This is a genomic window from Nonomuraea sp. JJY05, assembly GCF_043496855.1.
GTDB lineage: Bacteria > Actinomycetota > Actinomycetes > Streptosporangiales > Streptosporangiaceae > Nonomuraea.
Genome location: NZ_JBIEIS010000059.1, coordinates 17,659 through 36,989 on the forward strand (window position 1 = coordinate 17,659; position 19,331 = coordinate 36,989).

Sequence of the window (19,331 nt, forward strand, 5' to 3'; positions counted from 1 at the left end):
GAAGGCAGAAGACGGCATGCGTAACACCACCCTCGCCGCCCGCGGACCGCAGGCCGGCGTCATCGGCCGGGCGCCTTGAGGCTCAGCATCATGGACGACATGGCGGCCCCCGCGTCGCCGACCACGCGGGCGCCGTACGCGTCCAGCCGTCTCCGTCCGACCTCGACGCCGTCCCAGGGCCCCATCGGCGCCCGCTGCTGACCGTCCCGCTACGGGGATCGCCGCTTGAGTCACTTCGCGATCAAGAGGAACGCCCGTCAGCCCCGGGGCGCATACATGATCACCAAGACGCCCGCCAGGCACACCAACGCCCCCACCACACCCCACCGATCCGGCCGGAACCCGTCGGCCACCACACCCCACAGCAGCGAACCCACCACGAACACCCCGCCGTAAGCGGCCAGAATCCGCCCGAAACGCGCATCCGGCTGCAACGTGGCCACGAACCCGTACAAGCCCAGCGCAATCACCCCGCGCACGCCAGCCCACGCTGCTCCCGCGCCCCCTCCCACACTAGCCACGCACCGCAGCTGGTGGATGTCGATCTGCACGCCCGCGGCGGCGCAGTAACTCGGCCGGCGGTGGTGGGCGGCGTCGTAGGACAGCGGCCCGCCGCGGCCGTCGCCGTGGATGCGGACAGGGTCGTCGTCCAGGTGTAGATCGAGGTCTTCGACGTACAGGGGTCCCGGTAGCAATCGCGGAAAATACCACGAACCCGTCGCTGACCTGCTGTTATTCGGCTTCTTGGGGCGGTTGACGATCTTTGCCGCTACGATTCGTACTGGTTGTGGTGCTTCCGTGGAGGTTGATGGGGTTGGCGACCCAGTTCTTCTCTGATGAGCAGATGGAGCGGCTGCGGTCGTATCCAGACATCGGCCGGGAGGAGCTGATCCGGTTCTTCACGCTGACGCGGAAGGATCTGGGCTTCATCGACAACCTGGACCGTGGCGGCGGGCGCGGGCCCGCGGCACGGCTGGGGCTGGCCGTCCAGCTGTGCACGTTACCGTGGTTGGGTTTCGTGCCCGATGACATCTGGGCGGTGCCGCAGGCGGCCGTGCTTCGGCTGGCGAACCAGCTGGCTGTGTATCCGGGGATGCTGGAGCAGTACGGGCGGCGGGCGCAGACCCGCAGTGATCATCTGAAGCTGGTGCTGAAGTATCTGGACTGGAAACCGGTTCCGACCACGGGCGAGACGCTGAAGGAGATGGTAGCGACCGCTCGGACCGGTGCGGGCGCGTTGACGTCGGAGAAGGTCGATCATCTGCTGACCAGGCCGACGCGGGCGGATCTGGACCGGCTGCTGGTGCACGATCCGGAGATCGGGGCGACCCGGCTGGCGTGGCTGACGACGCCGGCGGTGGAGGCAACGCCGACGTCGATCAAGCTGGCGATCGACAAGCTGATGTACCTGCGCGCGTTGGACGCGCATCTGCTGGATCTGTCGATGCTGCCGCGGGAGCGGCGCCGGTTTCTGGCCACGTTGGGGCAGCGCTCGACGGTGCAGGGGTTGAGGCGGCGCGAGGAGCGCCGGTTCCCGATCCTGCTCGCGGTGGTGGCCCAGTCCGCGGTGGACCAGCTGGACGAGGTCATCGCCTTGTTAGATCAGGCGGTGTCGGGGCGGGAGCCGCACGCCAAGGCCAAGACGGACGAGGCTTTGGCGGAGCGGGCCAAGAGGGGCGAGGCCCGCCAGCTACTGATGGATGTGATCTTGCCGGTCCTGGTCGACCCAGGTGTTCCGGACGAACATGTCGGCGGGATGCTGCGGGAGCGGATCGGGATGGACAAGCTCCGCGAGGTCGCCGCGGTGCGGTGGAAGCCGCTCCCCAGGGATCATGGTCGACTGGCGGCGTTGGAGGCGTCCTACACCTATCTGCGCAAGTTCACCCCCAGGGTGCTGGCTGCGGTTGATTTCCAGGGCGGGCCCGGCACCGCGGACCTGATGGACGCGGTCACCATCCTCAGGGAGTTGAACCGGACCGGCGGCCGGAAGGTCCCGGCCGGGGCGCCGACGTCGTTCGTGCCCGCCCGGTACGCCGACTATCTGGCCAAGGCGCGCAAGAGCGGGGACGACACCGCGTTCCGGCATTACTGGGAGCTGTGCACCGTGCTCGCGCTGCGGGATGGTCTGCGCAGCGGGGATGTGTTCGCGCCGCTACGCCGACCCGGGAACCTACCTGTACACCCCCGAGCAGTGGGAGGGCAAACGGGCGGAGTTCTGCCAGCTGGCCCGCAAACCCGCTCAGGCGGCCGAGGCGATCGAGCAGGTCAAGGAGGAGCTCCACCAGGCCCTGGAGGATCTGGAGGAGACGCTCGCCAGCGCTTCCCCGAACGACGTCGGCGCGGTCCGGCTGGACGAGGCCGGACGGCTGGTCATCCCGCCGCTGTCGGCCGAGGACATCCCGGCCGAGGCCAAGGAACTGCGGGAGGAGCTGTCGGGGATGCTGCCGTTCGTACCGATCGCTTCCCTGCTGATCGAGCTGGACGCCCGCACCGGCTTCCTGGACTGCTTCACCCACGCCGGCGGCCGCAAATCCAAGCTGTCGGTGGAGCAGAAACGCAACATCCTCTTTTCAGGGTCCGATGTGGGTGAGCAGGGCGAGCAGTTGGAGCAGGCCGTAGGCGGCCGCCATCGTTATCGAGACAGTCCCGACCGCTGCAGTGGACCCATGGACTGGTGGGCGTTATGAAGGCCGTTGCCTGGCCCGAGTCTCCGGGGCCGGGCAACGGCCTTCGCGACGGGTGTGACGATCAAGTGGCGAAGCCAACGGCGCGAATCGGTGCGATGGAGTCATGGCTGTTGACACATCGGCCGAACTCGGTGACCTGTGCTCTGAGTAATCCCGCGGCTGCGCGGTTACGGGACGGCCCACCAGCGGGCTGTCACATGACCCAAGCCTCCGGATCCGAGGAACAGGTCCGGAGGAGTGCCTGGACTCCCGGAGGAGGCGCCGACGCTCCCGATTCTGCTACGAATGGTGAATTTGATGCGCATGGTGATCAGGAGGTTTTCCCTGCACAGCTGTGCGCTGCTATAGCATTCATATCGAGGTTCCGTTCATACCTGCAGGTCGCAGCGCATCCAGCTGATGTCTGTGGCGCAGGAGATGAGCACGGTGACTGTACGGTACGGCGGCAAGCAGCCCCGGCGGAACCCTTACGGGGTGCTCGGTGTGGAATCGTCGGCCTCTGCGGAGCAGATCACCTCCGCGTACCGCCGACTGGTGCGCGTCCTGCATCCTGATGTTCGCCCCGCCGGGCCGGCGGAACGGGAACGGTTCGCTGAGGTGATCGATGCCTATGCCGTGCTGCGCGACCCCGCCCGGCGCGCAGCCTACGACGCCACGCGCGGAGGCGGCGCCCGACTCGAAGGGCGGTCTGTTTCTGTCCGGGGCACCCACACGCCGGACCTTGGCCTCGACGTGTCCGCGCGCGCCGTCCGCCGGCGTGTTCCTGCTCACGCGGCTGATGTGGCGGTCGTGATCGTGGAGCGTTCTTCTGCTGTTGCGCCGTTGGAACATGTGCTGCTGCGGATGGGCGCCACCCGGTGGGGCCTGACTCGCAGGGATACGCGTGAGGTGCCGCGGCTCGGCTGGCCCACGGCGCGCCTGTGGTGGCGGTGAACCGCGCAAGGCGGAGCTGGTGCCATGAGGAGCGCCGCAAGGAAGGAGGCCGGTGATGACCCGACCCGTCGGTATCGACCTGGGCACGACGAACTCGGTCGTGTGCGTGCTGGAAGGCGGTGAAGCCGACCGTTGTCACCAACACCGAGGGCTCGCGGACGACCCCTTCGGTGGTCGCGTTCGCCAAAAGCGCTGACAAACGGCGTGCCCGCCACGAGATCGCGGCCCGGACCGGGGCCGTTCCGATGACTACCTTCCCCGGGCAACCATGGCCAGGAGGTCGAACGTGAGGCCGGCGGCGGCCAGCGCGGTGATCTGAGCGTGGTCGTAGGCGGGTGAGACCTCGACGACATCCGCACCGACGATGTCGAGGTCCGCGAGGGAGTACAGCAGCAGCTGAAGCTCCCGGGTGCTCAGTCCGCCGGGCTCAGGGGTGCCGGTCGCGGGCGCATGGGCGGGATCGAGCACGTCGATGTCGATGCTGATGTAGACCGGCCGATCAGCCACTCTCTCCCGGAGCCGGTCGGCGGCGTGCTCGATGCCGCGCCGCGCGACGTCGAGTGTGGAGATCGTCGCGAATCCCAGCTCCCTGTCGTCCTCCAGATCCTTGGCGGCCGGGGTTGTGTGGCGGATGCCCACATGGGCGCAGTGGTTCACCGCCAGCAGTCGCTCCTCGGTGGCCCGGCGGAACGGAGTGCCGTGAGTGAGCCGCGCACCGAACATGTTGTCCCAGGTGTCGAGATGGGCGTCGAAGTGGATGAGTGCCACGGGGCCGTGGTGCCGATGGGCGGCTCGCAGCATCGGGAGGGCGACGGTGTGGTCGCCGCCCAGAGTGATGATCCGGTCAGCACTTCGATAGAGCCGCTGAGCGGCCGACTCGATCTGACTCACCGCCTCGGCGATGTCGAAGGGAGTCACGCCGGCGTCACCGGCGTCGGCGATCTGCAACCTCGACCACGGCTCGATCTCGAGCCCGAGGTGGTAGGGCCTCAGGAGTTTGGAGCCGGCGCGAATGGCCTCCGGGCCGAATCGTGCGCCTGGCCGGTAGGTGGTACCGGCATCGAACGGCACGCCGAAGATCGCGACGTCGGCCCGGGAGACCTCGTCGAGCCGCGGCAGGCGGGCGAACGTGGAGGGCCCCGCGAAACGCGGGAGCTGCCTGATGGAATCGGGCGGTCCGATGATCCCTGTGTCGCCGGACTCCGCGAGCTCGTCCTTCTCAACGCTCGACAACGCGATTCTCCTCCCAAGGTGACCGGCCCCCGTCTTCTGGGCCTCACAGTAGTCAGAGCTCTCTCCCGGGCATTCGGTCGATCGCACGAGGGATTCGCGCCGCTTCCGGCCTTCGGCACAATGCGCCGATACCTGGTGAGGACAATGATGCGAAGGTCGGCATAACACCCACGAGTGAGGATTCCGCTTGCCTGAGAATGCATCGGATGCGTATGCGTCCTCGACTCCAGACCTGCTCGGCGCCTTGGACGGAGAGCGCCGGCGACTGGGCATCCCGGGTGCCGTCGTCCACGTGAGCGGTCCGTCGTACGGCAGTTGGACCCGTGCGCTCGGCGTCTGCGATCTGGCCACCGGGGTGCGGCTCACCGCCGGCAGCCGCATGAGGATCGGGAGCCTCACGAAGACCATCGTGGCGCTGATCGTCCTGCGCCTGGCGGAAGCCGGAGACCTCTCCTTGGACGATGAGATACAGGTCCATCTGGCAGAGCCGCAGATCCCGCGAGGAGTCACCGTTCGCCGTCTCCTCGACATGACCTCGGGCCTGCCCGACTACACCTCGGAGGAGTTCGTCGCCGGTCTGCTCCTCGAGCCCGACCGGCTCTGGACTCCCTCCGAGCTGCTCAAAGTCGCCCTGCGGAACCCGCAGCAGTTCGAGCCCGGCACCTCCTGGGCGTACTGCAACGCCGGCTACATCATGCTGGGAATGCTCATCGAGCACGTAACCGGCGCACGAGTCGAGGACGTCGCGCGCCGGCTGGTCTTCGACCCCCTCGGCATGAGGGAGACCGAGCTCCCGCCGCTGACGCACGACGCCGCCGCCCTGCCGGATCCTCGGCTGCGTGGGTACCACCGCCGGGACGGCGAACTCGTCGACGCGACGCGCATCAACCCGTCCTGGGCGTGGACCGCCGGTAACGCGGTGTCCACCGTGGGCGACTTGAGACTGCTCATCGAGGCATCGGTGCGCGGCGACCTCCTCCAGGAGCAGACCCGGCGTGAACGCATGCGCACCCACCCGGTGCCCGACAGCACCATCACCTACGGCCTCGGCATCGCGAACTTCGACGGCATGTGGGGCCACAACGGCGAACTGCCCGGATTCCAATCGTTCGCCGGCCACGATCCGGCGACCGCGACGACCGTCGTCGTCCTCACCAACCTCGACGACCACTCCGCGGACCTGCTCGCCGCGTTCCTGCGCACCCGGCTCGCGAACGCTGCCGGCTCATGAGGAAAAAGCCGACACCCGAGGATTCCACCGGGCCGGAGGCGTCCGGGAACCTGTCGCTCCTCCTCGAGGATCTGAGCAGACTCGTTCGTACCGAGTCGCCGTCGACGGACCTGGACGCGGTCGGCCGCTCCGCGCGGGTGGTCGCGGACTTGGTTCATGAGCGCTTGGGGCGTCGGCCAGAGATCCTGTGCGTCGACGGAGTCGACCATGTCCTGCTGCGCGGGGCCGATCCGAAGGTCATGGTCCTCGGGCACCACGACACCGTCTGGCCGCTCGGCACGTTGGACGAGCTGCCCTACACCGAAACTGCCGGCGTCGTCAGTGGCCCGGGCTGCTTCGACATGAAACTCGGCCTCGTCCAGGCGATCCACGCTCTCGCGTGGCTGCGGCGATGCCGCGGCACCGGCGTCCTCGACCAGGTGACCCTTCTCATCACGGGCGATGAGGAGCTGGGGTCCACGACATCACGGGCACTGATCGAGCAGGAAGCAGGCCGCTGCCGGGCAGCCCTCGTGCTGGAGGCGGCCGGCCCGGGCGGCGCACTGAAGACGGGGCGCAAAGGCGTGTCCCTCTACCGGATCGAGGTGCTCGGTCGTGCCGCGCACAGCGGTCTCGATCCGGAGAAGGGCGTGAACGCGACCATCGCGATCGCCGAGGTGGTGCTGGCGATCGCCCAGCTCGCTGACCCGGCGGCCGGTACGACCGTCACCCCGACGGTGATGAGCGCGGGCACGACGCCCAACACCGTGCCCGCGACGGCCACCGTGGCTGTCGACGTCCGGGCCGGCACCGCCGAGGAGCAGCACCGCGTGGACCGGGCGATCCGCGAGGTCGCGCCGGTTCTCGTCCCGGCGGAGATCCGGGTGCGGGGCGGAATCAACCGGCCGCCCATGGAACGGAGCGCGGCAGCCGCGCTGTTCAGCCAGGCACAACGAATCGCACGCAGCCTCGGCCATCCTCCGCTGGAGGAGATGACGGTCGGCGGCGCATCGGACGGGAACTTCACCGCGGGTATGGGAGTGCCCACCCTGGACGGGCTCGGTGCCGTCGGCGGCGGCGCCCACGCCCGCGACGAGCACGCGGAGATCGCGTGGATCCTCCCGCGTACGCGACTGCTCACCACCCTCATCGAAGAACTCACAGGTAGGAGCGCCGGGCCTCAACGGCGGGCGGAGATCACCTGACGCGCGCGCTCGCTGCTCGCCGCGAGTTCGTACAGGACTGTGATGAATCCGAGGAGATCCGCCGACGCCGTGAGGACTGTCGACACCGTCCGGTCGGCCGTCCGGGCGCAGCCGGGGATGCAGGCGGCGAGCTCGGCGGCCACCGGCGAGGGCAGGTCGACCTCGACCTCGAACGACGGGGGCGGCGGCGGACAGCTCAGTGCCGACGCGCGGGCCACGGCATCGGCGGCCCCTTCCCGCACCAGGTTCCTCGCCACGCTCGGCGCGACGGAGTCCGTGGCCGAGAATCCGTGTGTCTTCTTCACGGTCACGATCGTGGCCTCAGGGAAGATCTCGGTCGCGATCGCGCCGATGACGTCATCCCCGGTGACCAGGCCCACCGGGACACCGAGGGATGCCGCGTACAGGGCATTGACCTCGGCCTCCGACACCGGTGATCCGTTGACTCTGACCTCACCGAAGTAGGCGGAGAAGGTGTGCGCCAAGAGCCCGGGCGTGCCGGCCGGCGCGTGGTAGCCCACGAAGAGCGCCACGGCGCAGTCCTCGGTCAGGCCCTCGGCCATGCACTGGGCCTTGGGCTGCCCGAAGACCAGCCGTGCCCTCGGGTCGAGGCGCTCGTGGATCAGGTTGTCCATCGTCCCGTGGGAGTCGTTCACGAGCACGCTCGTCGCTCCGCCGTCGAAGGCGCCCGCGATCGCGGCATTGGCCTCCTCGGTCATGAGCTCCTGGGCTCGTGGGTAGCCGTACCCGCCGCGCACGATCTGGTCGAGGGTCGCGATGCCGGCGACGCCCTCCATGTCGACGGAGATGTACGCCTTCATCGCTGAGCTGCTCCTTCGTCGGTGCCACGCGTCACCCCCATTGTTGTCGAGGCTTTCGCGCCAACACTGGGTCGATCGACCGAATCAAATCGGACACAGATGTACGATCACACAATGCAAGGCGGTACGAGCAGTCCAGCGGACCTGGGGCGGGTGGTCGAGCGGCTCGGCTCGACGCTGCTGACCATCAAGGCGGGGCCACGTCAGCCGGCTCGTGCCGTGACGACCGTCATCCTTCACGATCCTCTGGACCAACCCGACGTCCCGGCGGACGCAGTGGTGCTGGGCGTCGGCGTGGCGGCTGACGACAGCTTGGTCACCCTGGTCAGAGCGCTGGGCGAAGCCGGGGCCACGGCCCTCGTGGTCCGGGAGCCGCTGGCCGTCGACGAGGAGGTCGCCCGCGAGGCGGAGCGCGGCAAGGTGTCCGTCTTCGGCTTGGTGCAGGGCGCATCGTGGATCCAGGTGGCGACGTTGCTGAGCGGCGCTCTGCATCTCGGTGCCGATGGGGCGCCCGCTGTCGGCGGCGATGCGGACCGAGACCTGTTCGCCCTGGCGAACTCGCTGTCGGCTCTCCTCGACGCCCCGGTCACCATCGAGGATCTGTCGTCGCGGGTGGTCGCCTTCTCGGCCGACCAGGCCGGCGCCGACGAGCCGCGCCGCCTGACGATCCTCGGCCTCCAGGTGCCGCAGATCTACAGCGAATACCAGAGAGAACAGGGCATGTTCCGCCGCGTGTACGCCTCGGAGCGACCGGTGTTCATGCAGAACCCCGCCCCCGGCACCCGTCCTCGGGCGGCGATGAGGGTCCAGGCGGGCAATGAGCTTCTCGGCTCCATCTGGGCCGCCGTGGCAGGGCCGCTCACCCCCGAGCGGGAAGCCGCCATGATCGAGGCAGCACGGGTGATCGCGCTCGAGATGCTGCGTGCCCGCGTCAGCGCCGATGCCTCCCAACGACTCGGAGTGGCCCTGCTGTCCATGCTCCTTGAGGGAGGGACCGGCGCGCACGAAGCCGCGCAGCAGCTGGCCTTCGGTTCGTCGCCGGCCTGCGTCCTGGTCCTGGGGCCGCTGCAGTCCGACGACGAGGTCCGCACGGCGGCCGACATCCAGCGAACGGCCTCCGCATTTCGGACGCACCTCAGGCCCACCTATCCGCGTGCCATCGTCGCCCAACTCGGCGGCGCGGTCTACGCCGTCGTCCCCGTGCGTGCCGCGGCCGCCCCGGCGCTGGCCGCCATGAAGGACCTGGCCGCCGAGTTCATCGCCCGTCTGGACACCACCACCGAGTTCTGCGCCGGACTCGGCGGCATCGTCGAGGACGTCAGCGAACTCGGCTCATCCCGGCGCGATGCCGATGCCGCGATGCGGGTGCTGAGCTCCAATCCGCGCGCGGGCAGACGCGTCGCGTCACTGGCGGACGTGGCGATCGAGTTCCTCCTGCTCCGCCTCGGCGACCTGATGGCAGCCGACCGCATCGAACTGACCGGCCCGCTCGCCGACCTGGAGGACTACGACACCGAACACGACACCCAGCTGGTGCCGACACTCCAGAGCTGGCTCGAGCACTTCGGGGACGTCGCCGCCGCGGCACGAGCCGTCCACGTGCACAAGAACACGTTCCGATACCGGCTCGGCCGGATCGAGACGATCGGCGGCGTGGATCTGGCCGACCCCGACGAACGATTCGCTCTGATGCTGCAACTCCGCCTCGGCCCCGGTCGGCGATCGCCGCGGCCTCCCGCGTAGCGACCGGGACCGCATCAGCCGGTCCCGGGTTGGTCGATCGTCCAAGGTCCGCGCACGCAGATCAGGCGGACGTACGATGCGCCTCTGCGACCAGGCGGGTGAGTCTTGGTGTTCGACGTCACACCCCGACTCGGACCTTAAGGCGGGCCTGCCATGAATCGACGCGCCGCTGCTTTCGCAGCCCTCCTCATCGCTCTGCCGGCTCTTGCGGCTTGCGGCGGCTCGGGCTCGGGCTCGGACGGGGGCCAGGCGGGCTTCGCGACGGACGGCACGTTCGCGTTCGCGATCGACTCCGACCCAGGCGACCTGAATCCGCTCGTCACCAACCTCGTCAACGCGCAGATCGTCGGAATGTACTCCTACGACACGCTGATCTTCCTCGACCCCGAGACGGCCAAGCCCGCGCCCTTCCTGGCGGAGGGCTGGACCGAAAGCCCGACCAAGGTCACCTACACCCTGAACGACGCCATCACCTGCGCCGACGGCACGCCGTTCACCGCGCAGACCGCCGCTGACAACCTCAACTGGATCGTCGACCCCGCCAACAAGTCGCCGCGCCTGGAATCCGTCGTGCCGGCAGATGCCAAGGCGAGCGCGAAGGGGAACGTTCTCACCGTCACCACCTCCAAGCCGCGGCCCTTCATGCTGTACGACATCGGCGCGCAGCAGCTGGTGTGCGAGCGCGGCCTGAAGGACCCCAAGAGCCTCTCCGCGGGGAGCGACGGCACCGGCCCGTTCGCCATCGATCGCGTCGTGGCCGGAGACTCGATCACGATGACCCGCCGAGAGGGCTACACGTGGGGCTCCAAGAACAGCACCTCGAACACGCCGGGGATGCCGAAGACCGTGACGACCAAGATCGTGCCGAGCCCGTCGACCAGAGCGAACCTGCTGCTGTCCGGTCAACTCAACGCGGCCATAGTGAGCGGCAAGGACGAGGAACGCCTCGCCGCTCTCAAGTCGCAGCCGACGCCGGCCATGTCCGGAATGATCGTCTACAACCACCATCAAGGTCTCCCGACCGCTGAGGCCGCCGTACGGCGCGCACTGACCCAGGCGATCGACCTCGACACCCTCACGAAGATTCTGACCGGCGGCAAGGGCGAGCGGGCGAAATCGCTGCTCTCCGTACACCCGAGCCGGTGCGCCTACGACACCGTCCAGGGCAACCTGCCTTCCCACGACCCGGACGCCGCCGGCCAGGCCCTGCGCGCGGTGGGCAAGCCGGTCGACATCACACTTGTCTACGACAACTCCACGGACACGGGCAGCGCCGCCGCGGAATACGTCGCGAAGCAGTGGGAGACCGCGGGCGCAGCCGTGAAACTCGACGGTGGTGACGAGAACTACATCATCAGCCGGACCTTCGCGGCCAAAGACCCGTCGGGCTGGACGGCATCGCTGGGGCTCAACCTCCAGACGGGCACACCGGCCATCTTCCCGCAGTACCTCTCCGGACCTGCCGCCCCTGCGGGGACAAACTTCGCCTCCATCGACAACAAGGACTACAACCGCAGCGTCGCCGCGGCCGCCGGCCGGACCGGTGACGATGCCTGCGAGGCCTGGGCCGAGGCGGAGAAGACCCTGATGACAAGCGCTGACCTCATACCGGTGTCCGTCACGCCGTACAAGATGTACTTCAATGGCGCGACGGCGCTCTACCTGCCCATCGGCGGCTCCGCGATCCGCGTGCTGAAGTGACCACGGAACCGACCGTCACCCTGCTGACGGGAACCGGGGCGGGACCGGATTCCGCGACCGGAACGTTCCGGGGCAGAGGTGGGCGACTGGGGGCCTTCATCGTGCGGCGGCTGGTGCGGCTCGCGTATTCGGTGGTCACCCTGGTGACCGTCGTCTTCCTGATGGTCCGGCTGATCCCAGGAGACCCGGTCCGCAATGCCCTCGGAATCAACGCGACGGCCGCGGTCGTGGAGGCACAACGCGAAAGCCTGGGACTGAACGACCCGCTGTGGACGCAGTACCTGAACTTCTGGAAGGGGCTGCTCACGTGGGATCTCGGAGACTCTTTCTCCCTTCACCTGCCGGTGACCACGATCATCGAGCAGCGCCTGCCGGCGACCCTGGAACTCGCGTTCCTGTCGCTGGCGCTGGTGCTCCTGGTGTCGATCCCGCTCGGCATCGTCGTCGCCGCGCTCACCCGAGGCGGCCGCAGACCCACCGTCGACCTGGCCTACACCTCGGCGAGCGGCCTGTTCGCCGTCATCCCCGAGTTCCTCATGGGAGTCGCTCTGGTGTACTTCTTCGCCGTTCAGAGCCACCTGCTGCCCGTGGCGGGCCGAACCGATCCGAGCTCGTACGTGCTGCCCGTCCTGGCACTGTCGATCGCGGTCGCCGCGGGCGTCTCGAGGATCGTCCGGGTCGAGGCGCTCACCGTGTTCGAGCAGGACTACATCCGGACGGCGCGGGCGAAGCGCATGTCGAGGTGGCGCCTGTACTTCCGCCACGCTCTGCCGAACCTGGTGACCTCCTCGCTCACCGTCGCCGGAATCGTGCTCGGCTCCCTCGTCGCGGGCACGGTGCTGATCGAGACCATCTTTTCGTGGCCCGGACTCGGGCTCACGATCGTGGACGCGGTGCGGAGCAAGGACTTTCCGCTCGCGCAGGGGATCGTCATCGTCTACGGCTTGATCGTCCTCGTTTCCAACCTCTTGATCGACATCGTCCTGGTCTGCCTTGACCCGCGTTCAGCGCTGAAAGACACGTGATGGCGGTGACAAGCATGTCCACTCCCGACTCCGCGCTGGCGGGGCCGGCCGCCGCGACGGCGGCGGGCGAGCCGATGCCCATGGCGGTCTCGTCTCGCCGCAGGTTCCTGACCGTCCTGCGTTCTCCCCTCGGCATCGGCGCGCTGGCCGCCCTGATGGTGGTCGCGTTCTTCGCGGTGTTCGGACCGGTGCTGTGGGGCGAGGCCGCGCGGCAGGCCGATCTGACCCAACTGTCCGCGAAGCCCAGCGCGGACCACCTCCTCGGCACCGACGCGGGTGGCCGGGACGTTCTCGCGCGGGTGCTGACCGCGACCCGGCTCTCGATCGTCACCGCCGTCCTGTCGGCCGCCCTCGGCGTGTTCGTCGGTGTGGTCATCGGCCTGCTGCCGACGATCGCGCCCCGGCGGCTGGGGCGGTTGGTCAACAGCGCCATCGGCGTGGCACTCGCCTTTCCGGCTCTCCTGCTCGCCATCGTCGTGTCGATCACCCTCGGTGTGGGCGCCACCAGTGTCACACTGGCGATCGGCCTGGCCATGGCGCCGTCCTACGCCCGGCTCACTCAGACCCTCGGTGCGTCGGTGACCGGGCGCGACTTCGTGGCCGCCGCTCGCATCCTCGGCGTCAGCCGAGCGCGGATCCTGGTACGGCACGTCCTGCCCAACGTGCGAGACCCGCTCATCGTCAACGCCAGCATCGGCGCCGGCACCGCGCTGGTCGCGGCGACGGGGCTGTCCTTCCTGGGCCTCGGCGTACAGGCGCCCGACTACGACTGGGGCCGCATGCTGAACGAGAGCATGGGAGCCATCTACGTGAACCCCGCTCCGTCTCTGGGGCTGGGCGCCGCCATCGTGTTCGCCGGCGTGACGTTCGCGCTCGCCGGCGAGGTGCTCGCCCGGGCATTCGGGCTGCACCGGCCCTCCGGCCGCCGCCGGCGGCGGAAGACCACCGGCTCGACGGCGGCATCACCGGTCCCGCAGGTCGCGGCCGACCCCGTGCTCCGCGTACGCGGCCTGCGCGTGGAGGCGCCCCGGGGGGATGGATGGGCGACGCCGGTTCGTGGCGTCAGCTTCGACATCGATCGAGGGGAGATCGTCGGCATCGTCGGTGAGTCGGGCTCGGGGAAGTCACTGACCTGCATGGCGGTCGCGTCACTCCTGGAAGAGCCACTTCACGTGGCGGCGTCATCGGTCCAGTTCGACGGCACGGAACTGGTCGTCAGGGGCAAGGTGCCCGGCAGACCGCGTTCCAAGTCGCTGGCCCGACAGCTCGGTACGCGGCTGGCGTTCGTCTTCCAAGATCCCTCGACCTCGCTCAACCCCGCCCTTCACGTCGGTACGCAGGTCGCGGAGGTCGGTCTGCTGCACGGCGGCCTCAGCCGGCGCGAGGCACGCCGGCGTGCGGTCGACCGGCTTGCCGCGGTACGGCTCTCCGACCCGGCTCGCCGCGCCCGCCAGTATCCCCACGAGTTCTCGGGTGGCATGCGGCAACGAGCCACGATCGCGATGGGGCTCATGGGCGAACCGGCGCTGGTCATAGCCGACGAGCCGACAACGGCCCTCGACGTCACGGTGCAGCGGGAGGTCCTGGCGCTCTTGCGGAGGGTGAACCGTGAGCATGGGACGGCCGTCATGTTCGTCTCGCACGACATTTCGCTGGTCTCGTCATTCTGCACGCGGGTCCTGGTCATGTACCGGGGAGCCATCGTGGAGAGCCTGAGCACCGAGGATCTCGCGAGCGGACGCGCGGCGCATCCCTACACCCGGGCGCTGGTGGCGGCGGTGCCGCACATGGACGCCGTCCCGGGCACCGAGTTCGCCACGATCACCGAGGGTGCCGAGTTTCCCCTCGACGCCGTAAGGGAGGGGTCGGTGTGAGCGACCTCGCCTTCGAGAACGTGGGAGTCAGGTACGGGCACGGACCCGCCGCCCACCAGGCGGTCCGTGGGGTGAGTCTCCACGTGCCGAGCGGCCGGACGGTGGGGCTGGTGGGCGAGTCAGGTTCGGGCAAGTCGACGCTGGCTCGCGCCGTCGTCGGCCTGCACGAGGCGCATACGGGCCGTATCCTGGTCGACGGCACCGATGTCGTCGGTGCCCGGGGGAGCGCCGCGTCCGTTCGCCGCACCGTGCAGCTGATCTTCCAGGACGCCAACTCCTGCCTGAACCCAAGGATGTCCATCGGCGCCTCGATCGAGGAGGCGCTTGCCGTACGCGGAAGATCCACGCGACGCGATCGCGCTCACCGGCGCGGCGAGGTGGCCGCACTTCTCGAGATGGTCGAGCTCGACCCGGCCCGTGCCGGCGATCTGCCCATGCAGTTGTCGGGGGGTCAACGTCAACGCGTCGCGATCGCGCGGGCGCTGGCCGCCGAGCCCCGGGTGCTGCTCGCTGACGAGATCACTTCGGCGCTGGACGTCTCGGTGCAGGGGACCGTGCTGAATCTGCTGATGCGCGTCCAGCGGGACCTCGATCTGACGGTTCTCTTCATCAGCCACAACCTCGCTGTGGTCAGGCAGCTGTGCGACGACGTCGCAGTCATGAAGGACGGGGAGGTCGTCGAGGTCGGATCGGCGACCGAGGTGATCGACCACCCCGAACATCCCTACACACGTGAGCTGGTCCGTGCCGTCCCCCGGATCGGCACCCCTCTTTTCGGCAAAGGAACCACTCTATGAACTCTCGCCTGTTCAGTCTCGATGACGTCCGTCAGGTCGTCACCGTTCCCGAGACTGCGATCACGGCGGATGGAAGAACGGTCGTCTTCACGCGGCGCCAGGCGGCAGAGCACCGCACGGAGACCTCGCTGTGGGCGGTTTCCCGCGACTCTCAGCCACAGCCGCTGACCCACGGGCCGACGGATCGAGCACCTCGCATCGTCCCAACGGGGATCATGTTCCTGCGCGATGTCGACGGATTCCCGCAGTTGCATCTCCTGCCGCACATGGGTGAGCCGACGCGGTTGACCGAGCTGCCGCTGGGGGCCGGGGCCGCGGCCGTCAGCCGGGACGGTCGCCGGGTCGCGTTCTCCGCACCCGTGAACCGCGCGCCCGGCGACGCCGCTGCGCCCATCGTCATCGACACGCTCGACCAGAAGGCGGACGAGATCGGCTGGATCGGCAGTGTCCGCCGCCAGATCTTCGTGATGGACCTGGGATCCAGGCAGATCAGACAGGTCACCGACGGCGACTACGACGCGGACGGCCCGGCATGGTCGCCCGACGGCGACCGCCTCGCATTCACGGCCTCCATGGCCCACCGCGCGGACGTCGAGCTCGAACGCCGCGCCTACGCGGTCGAGGTCGACGACCCGCTCGCTCCGGTGCAGGTGCTCGGACAGGCCACAGGAGTGACCGGTCCGGTCATGTGGGCTCGCGACGGCGCGTCGCTGCTCGCCGTGGGATCACCCGCGATGGTGGCAGGTCATGCCCGGCTTCTCCGGCTGTATGGCGACGGCAGGCCCGACACCGACATCACGGCTGGGCTGGACCGCAATGTGCTGCCGGGCGCGACGGGCTACCCAGGTGGCCACCCGGCGCAAAGCCACGACGGCAGCGAGATCGTCTTCTGCCTGCGTGACCGTGGCTGGACCCATCTGTACGGGGTCGGTCCGGATGGCGGAGAGGGCAGGCCGATCGTCGCGGAGCCGCATCAGGTCGTCTCCGCGCTCTCGGTGGCCGCCGAGGCACCCCGTGCCGCGATCGTCCTGACCACTCCTGAGTCGTTCGCCGAGGTCGCGATCGTCGACCTCGCCACCGGCGAAGTCGAGGTCCTCACCTCGCTGATGGAAGAGAGCCTCCCCGGGGTCCAGCTCTGTCGACCGGAGCCACGACAGTTCACGATCAGCGATGGCGTCGTCGTCCACGGGTGGCTGATGGCGGCACCGGACACGACCGGAACCGCTCCGCTCCTGCTCGACATCCACGGTGGGCCGCACAACGCCTGGGCCGGTGTGGCCGACGAGATCCATCTGTACCAACAGCTCCTCGCCGCACGCGGGTGGCGTGTCCTCACGCTCAACCCCCGTGGATCCGACGGGTACGGCGAGGAGTTCTACCGAGCCGTCGACGGCGGCTGGGGACGAGCTGATCTGGCGGACTTCATCGAGCCGATCGACCAGTTGATCGCCGAGGGGATCGCCGACCCCGAGCGACTCGCTGTCGCCGGCTATAGCTACGGCGGCGTCGCGACCTGTGCCCTCACCGCCCACACCGACCGGTTCGCGGCCGCGGTGGCCGGCGGCCTGATCTGCGACTTCGCCTCCATCGCCGGTCAGCGACTGCTGCCGGAAGGCTTTTTCGCCTCGGCGACCGCAGGTGCCGCGCCGACAGACGTGGTCCGGCTCATCGAGAGCTCTCCGATCGCACGCGTCGAGCAGGTGAAGACACCCACGCTCGTGCTGCACGGCGAGAACGACAACACCTGCCCGATCGGACAGGCGCAGCAGTGGTTCTCGGCACTGCGGATCCAGGGTGTGCCGACTCGCCTGGTGGTCTATCCAGGAGGCAGCCACCTCTTCATCGCCGACGGCGAGGTCGATCACCGCGTCGACTACCACGCCCGGGTCGTGGAATGGGTCGAGCTGCACACCCGCGCCGCCGCACGGCCGGCCGCGCTGTCGCCGGCCCCACGTGGGGAGCACTACTGGCGCCGCCGTCTGGACCTCCTCCGAGAACGGCACGGAGTCGTCGGGGCGCAACTCGGCATCGTGCAGCTCGATCGGAGCGGAACGGTCTTCGACCGCATCACGGTCAGCTCCGGGGTCCTGAACGTCTCGACCCGGGAACCCGTCATCGACGACGCCGTCTTTCAGATCGGGTCGATCACGAAGGTCTGGACGACGATGCTCGTCATGCAGCTCGTCGACGAGGGGCTGCTCGATCTCGACGCTCCCGTGCGCGAAATCCTGCCGGACTTCAGGCTGGCCGATGACGAGTCGCCCTCGGTGACGGTACGGGCGTTGCTCAACCACACCAGCGGCATCGACGGGGACGTCTTCACCGACACCGGGAGGGGAGACGACTGCGTCGCGCGGTACGTGGAGCACCTCGCCGCCGTCTCCCACATCCACCCGCTTGGAGAGAGATTCTCCTACTGCAATGCCGGCTTCGTCGTCGCGGGCCGCATCGTCGAGGTGCTCCGCGACATGACGTGGGACGAGGCGCTGCTCCACTATTTGATCAAGCCGATGGGCCTGCGGCACACCATCACCCTGAGCGAGGACGCACCCAGGTTCGCCACGGCGACCGGCCACGCCGGCTTCGGCGACGAGTCGGCCCCGGTGCCCCAGTGGTCGATCACCCGATCCATGGGACCCGCGGGCCTGATCGTGGCGAGCGTCGGCGACCTGCTGACGTTCGCGGAGATGTCACTGCGCGGAGGGGTGACCCGGGAAGGCGTTCGTCTGCTGTCAGCCGGCAGCGCTCGCCTGATGACCATCGAGCATGTCGATCTGAGACAGAGCGTCGCCACCGTCCAAGGCTGGGGACTGGGCTGGTTCCTCGAGGACTGGCGGGGAACCTTCGTATACGGCCATGACGGCGGCACGATCGGCCAACGTTCATACCTGCGCTTGATCCCCGGTACGAACTACGCGGTGGCGTTGCTGACCAGCGGTGGTCAACCGGATGGTCTCTTCTACGAGCTGTTCGCGGACGTCACGTCGTCGATCGACGGCAGTCTGCCCCCGGTCCGGGTCCGGGCCGACATGACACGTCCGCCCGAACCGCTGGAGGGCGCCTGGGAGTGCGCCGGCTATCGCGCGGAGGTGGCCCCCGACGCGGACGGTCTCAGACTGACACTGTGGGAGCGGAAGGGGCATCTGCGCGACGGCACGGCAGCAGAGCCGGAGTTCGTCGCGCTGCATGCCTCGAACATCCCGGGCTGCTACGCCTACACCACCGCTGAGCTCGCGGGGGAGAAGCAGTTCCGGCCCGTCGCCGGCGGCGTCTACAACGGAAGCCGCTTCCTGCGGCAGGAGTGCTCATGACGACCCAGGCGCCGAGCTCGACCTCCATGGAGTTGCGGCTGCTTCACCGCCCGGAGGAGATGTCTGCCGCCTCCGAGCTCGTGGCGCAGATCTGGAAGGTCGAAAACACCCAGTCGCATGTCAGCCCGGAGCTCCTCACGGCGTTCGCGCACGCGGGCAACTACGTCGCCGGTGGTTTCCGCGGCCATGAGCTCATGGCGGTCTGCGTCGGGTTCTTCTACCCGCCCCGGGAGAATGCCCTGCACTCCCACATCGCCGGCGTGCGACCAGACGCGGCGGGGACAGGATGGGGCAGAGCCCTCAAGCACCACCAGCGCGACTGGTGCCTGGCCCGCGGTGTCACTCGCGTGACGTGGACCTATGACCCCCTGGTGGCCCGGAACGCGTACTTCAACCTCCACAAGCTCGGCTGTGAGGTCGAGGTCTACCTGCCCGACTTCTACGGACCGATGGGTGACGGGCTCAACCAGGGCCAGCACAGCGACCGGATCATGGTGGCCTGGCACATCGGGCAGGCCACGGCGCCCTCACGAGCCGAGAAGAAGCACGGCCCCGCCGTGCTGAGGTCCGTGGACCGGCGACCCCAGCTCGACCTCGGCCGGGCGGAGTCGCTGACCCGATGCGTCGTGGAGATCCCCTCGGACATCGAGGCTCTACGGCGCCACGAACCCGAGCTCGCGATCTCATGGCGGCTCGCGCTACGACGGGCGCTGGGTGGGCTGCTGGAAGAAGGCTGGGTCGTCGTCGATTTCGACCGCCGGGGTCACTACTGCCTCACGAGGAGCACCTGA

Annotated in this window: 14 protein-coding genes and 2 pseudogenes; 12 read left to right on the plus strand and 4 right to left on the minus strand. The window is 68.8% G+C overall.

Features of this window, described 5'->3' with window-relative positions; translation table 11 throughout:
* Nucleotides 1-59: 59 nt before the first annotated feature.
* Together ACFKCF_RS53880 and ACFKCF_RS53885 are read right to left on the minus strand one after the other, a co-directional pair.
* Nucleotides 60-185, minus strand: a complete 126-nt coding sequence (locus tag ACFKCF_RS53880; RefSeq protein WP_394504230.1) for a hypothetical protein — start codon at nt 183-185, stop codon at nt 60-62.
* Between the two features lie 72 nt (nt 186-257).
* A pseudogene (locus ACFKCF_RS53885) lies at nt 258-526 on the minus strand (YnfA family protein); the annotation flags it as partial.
* 288 nt (nt 527-814) lie between these two features.
* Here ACFKCF_RS53885 and ACFKCF_RS53890 point away from each other — a divergent pair.
* The 3 genes and pseudogenes from ACFKCF_RS53890 to ACFKCF_RS53900 all read left to right on the plus strand — a co-directional run.
* Nucleotides 815-2,590: a DUF4158 domain-containing protein gene (locus ACFKCF_RS53890; RefSeq protein WP_394504232.1), complete on the plus strand. Its 1,776-nt coding sequence runs from the start codon at nt 815-817 to the stop codon at nt 2,588-2,590.
* 496 nt (nt 2,591-3,086) lie between these two features.
* Nucleotides 3,087-3,620: a J domain-containing protein gene (locus tag ACFKCF_RS53895; protein WP_394504234.1), complete on the plus strand. Its 534-nt coding sequence runs from the start codon at nt 3,087-3,089 to the stop codon at nt 3,618-3,620.
* A 55-nt stretch (nt 3,621-3,675) separates the two neighbouring features.
* Nucleotides 3,676-3,817 (plus strand): annotated as a pseudogene (locus ACFKCF_RS53900) (Hsp70 family protein); the annotation flags it as partial.
* A gap of 52 nt (nt 3,818-3,869) precedes the next feature.
* Here ACFKCF_RS53900 and speB read toward each other — a convergent pair.
* Complete coding sequence (speB, locus tag ACFKCF_RS53905; RefSeq protein ID WP_394504236.1) at nt 3,870-4,853, minus strand: agmatinase; 984 nt, start codon at nt 4,851-4,853, stop codon at nt 3,870-3,872.
* A 244-nt stretch (nt 4,854-5,097) separates the two neighbouring features.
* Between speB and ACFKCF_RS53910 the strand changes: the two genes are divergently transcribed.
* Both ACFKCF_RS53910 and ACFKCF_RS53915 read left to right on the plus strand, forming a co-directional pair.
* The gene (locus ACFKCF_RS53910) at nt 5,098-6,084 is read left to right on the plus strand and encodes a serine hydrolase domain-containing protein (RefSeq protein ID WP_394504238.1); all 987 of its coding nucleotides are present in this window, start codon (nt 5,098-5,100) and stop codon (nt 6,082-6,084) included.
* Nucleotides 6,081-7,268 carry a M20 family metallopeptidase gene (locus ACFKCF_RS53915; protein ID WP_394504240.1) on the plus strand — a complete coding sequence of 396 codons (1,188 nt, stop codon included), beginning with the start codon at nt 6,081-6,083 and terminating at the stop codon, nt 7,266-7,268. Before ACFKCF_RS53910 ends, ACFKCF_RS53915 begins: the two co-directional genes overlap by 4 nt.
* Here ACFKCF_RS53915 and ACFKCF_RS53920 read toward each other — a convergent pair.
* Entirely contained in the window at nt 7,244-8,089 is an 846-nt protein-coding gene (locus ACFKCF_RS53920; protein ID WP_225301987.1) for a M55 family metallopeptidase, read from the minus strand. The two genes, ACFKCF_RS53915 and ACFKCF_RS53920, sit on opposite strands and share 25 nt — an antisense overlap.
* A 114-nt stretch (nt 8,090-8,203) precedes the next feature.
* Here ACFKCF_RS53920 and ACFKCF_RS53925 point away from each other — a divergent pair, with 114 nt between their 5' ends.
* The 7 genes from ACFKCF_RS53925 to ACFKCF_RS53955 all read left to right on the plus strand — a co-directional run bounded on the left by ACFKCF_RS53925 (nt 8,204) and on the right by ACFKCF_RS53955 (nt 19,331).
* Entirely contained in the window at nt 8,204-9,832 is a 1,629-nt protein-coding gene (locus ACFKCF_RS53925; protein WP_394504242.1) for a PucR family transcriptional regulator, read from the plus strand.
* Nucleotides 9,833-9,985: 153 nt separating this feature from the next.
* Nucleotides 9,986-11,533: an ABC transporter substrate-binding protein gene (locus tag ACFKCF_RS53930; RefSeq protein ID WP_394504244.1), complete on the plus strand. Its 1,548-nt coding sequence runs from the start codon at nt 9,986-9,988 to the stop codon at nt 11,531-11,533.
* Entirely contained in the window at nt 11,530-12,558 is a 1,029-nt protein-coding gene (locus tag ACFKCF_RS53935; protein WP_319711848.1) for an ABC transporter permease, read from the plus strand. The genes ACFKCF_RS53930 and ACFKCF_RS53935 overlap by 4 nt, the downstream gene beginning before the upstream one ends.
* 14 nt (nt 12,559-12,572) lie before the next feature.
* Entirely contained in the window at nt 12,573-14,432 is a 1,860-nt protein-coding gene (locus tag ACFKCF_RS53940) for a dipeptide/oligopeptide/nickel ABC transporter permease/ATP-binding protein (protein ID WP_394504246.1), read from the plus strand.
* A gap of 20 nt (nt 14,433-14,452) precedes the next feature.
* Entirely contained in the window at nt 14,453-15,229 is a 777-nt protein-coding gene (locus tag ACFKCF_RS53945; protein WP_394504314.1) for an ABC transporter ATP-binding protein, read from the plus strand.
* Nucleotides 15,230-15,495: 266 nt separating this feature from the next.
* A complete protein-coding gene (locus tag ACFKCF_RS53950) occupies nt 15,496-18,540 on the plus strand; it encodes a serine hydrolase (protein WP_394504248.1) in 3,045 nt (1,014 codons plus the stop codon).
* The gene (locus ACFKCF_RS53955; protein WP_394504249.1) at nt 18,537-19,331 is read left to right on the plus strand and encodes a GNAT family N-acetyltransferase; all 795 of its coding nucleotides are present in this window, start codon (nt 18,537-18,539) and stop codon (nt 19,329-19,331) included. The genes ACFKCF_RS53950 and ACFKCF_RS53955 overlap by 4 nt, the downstream gene beginning before the upstream one ends.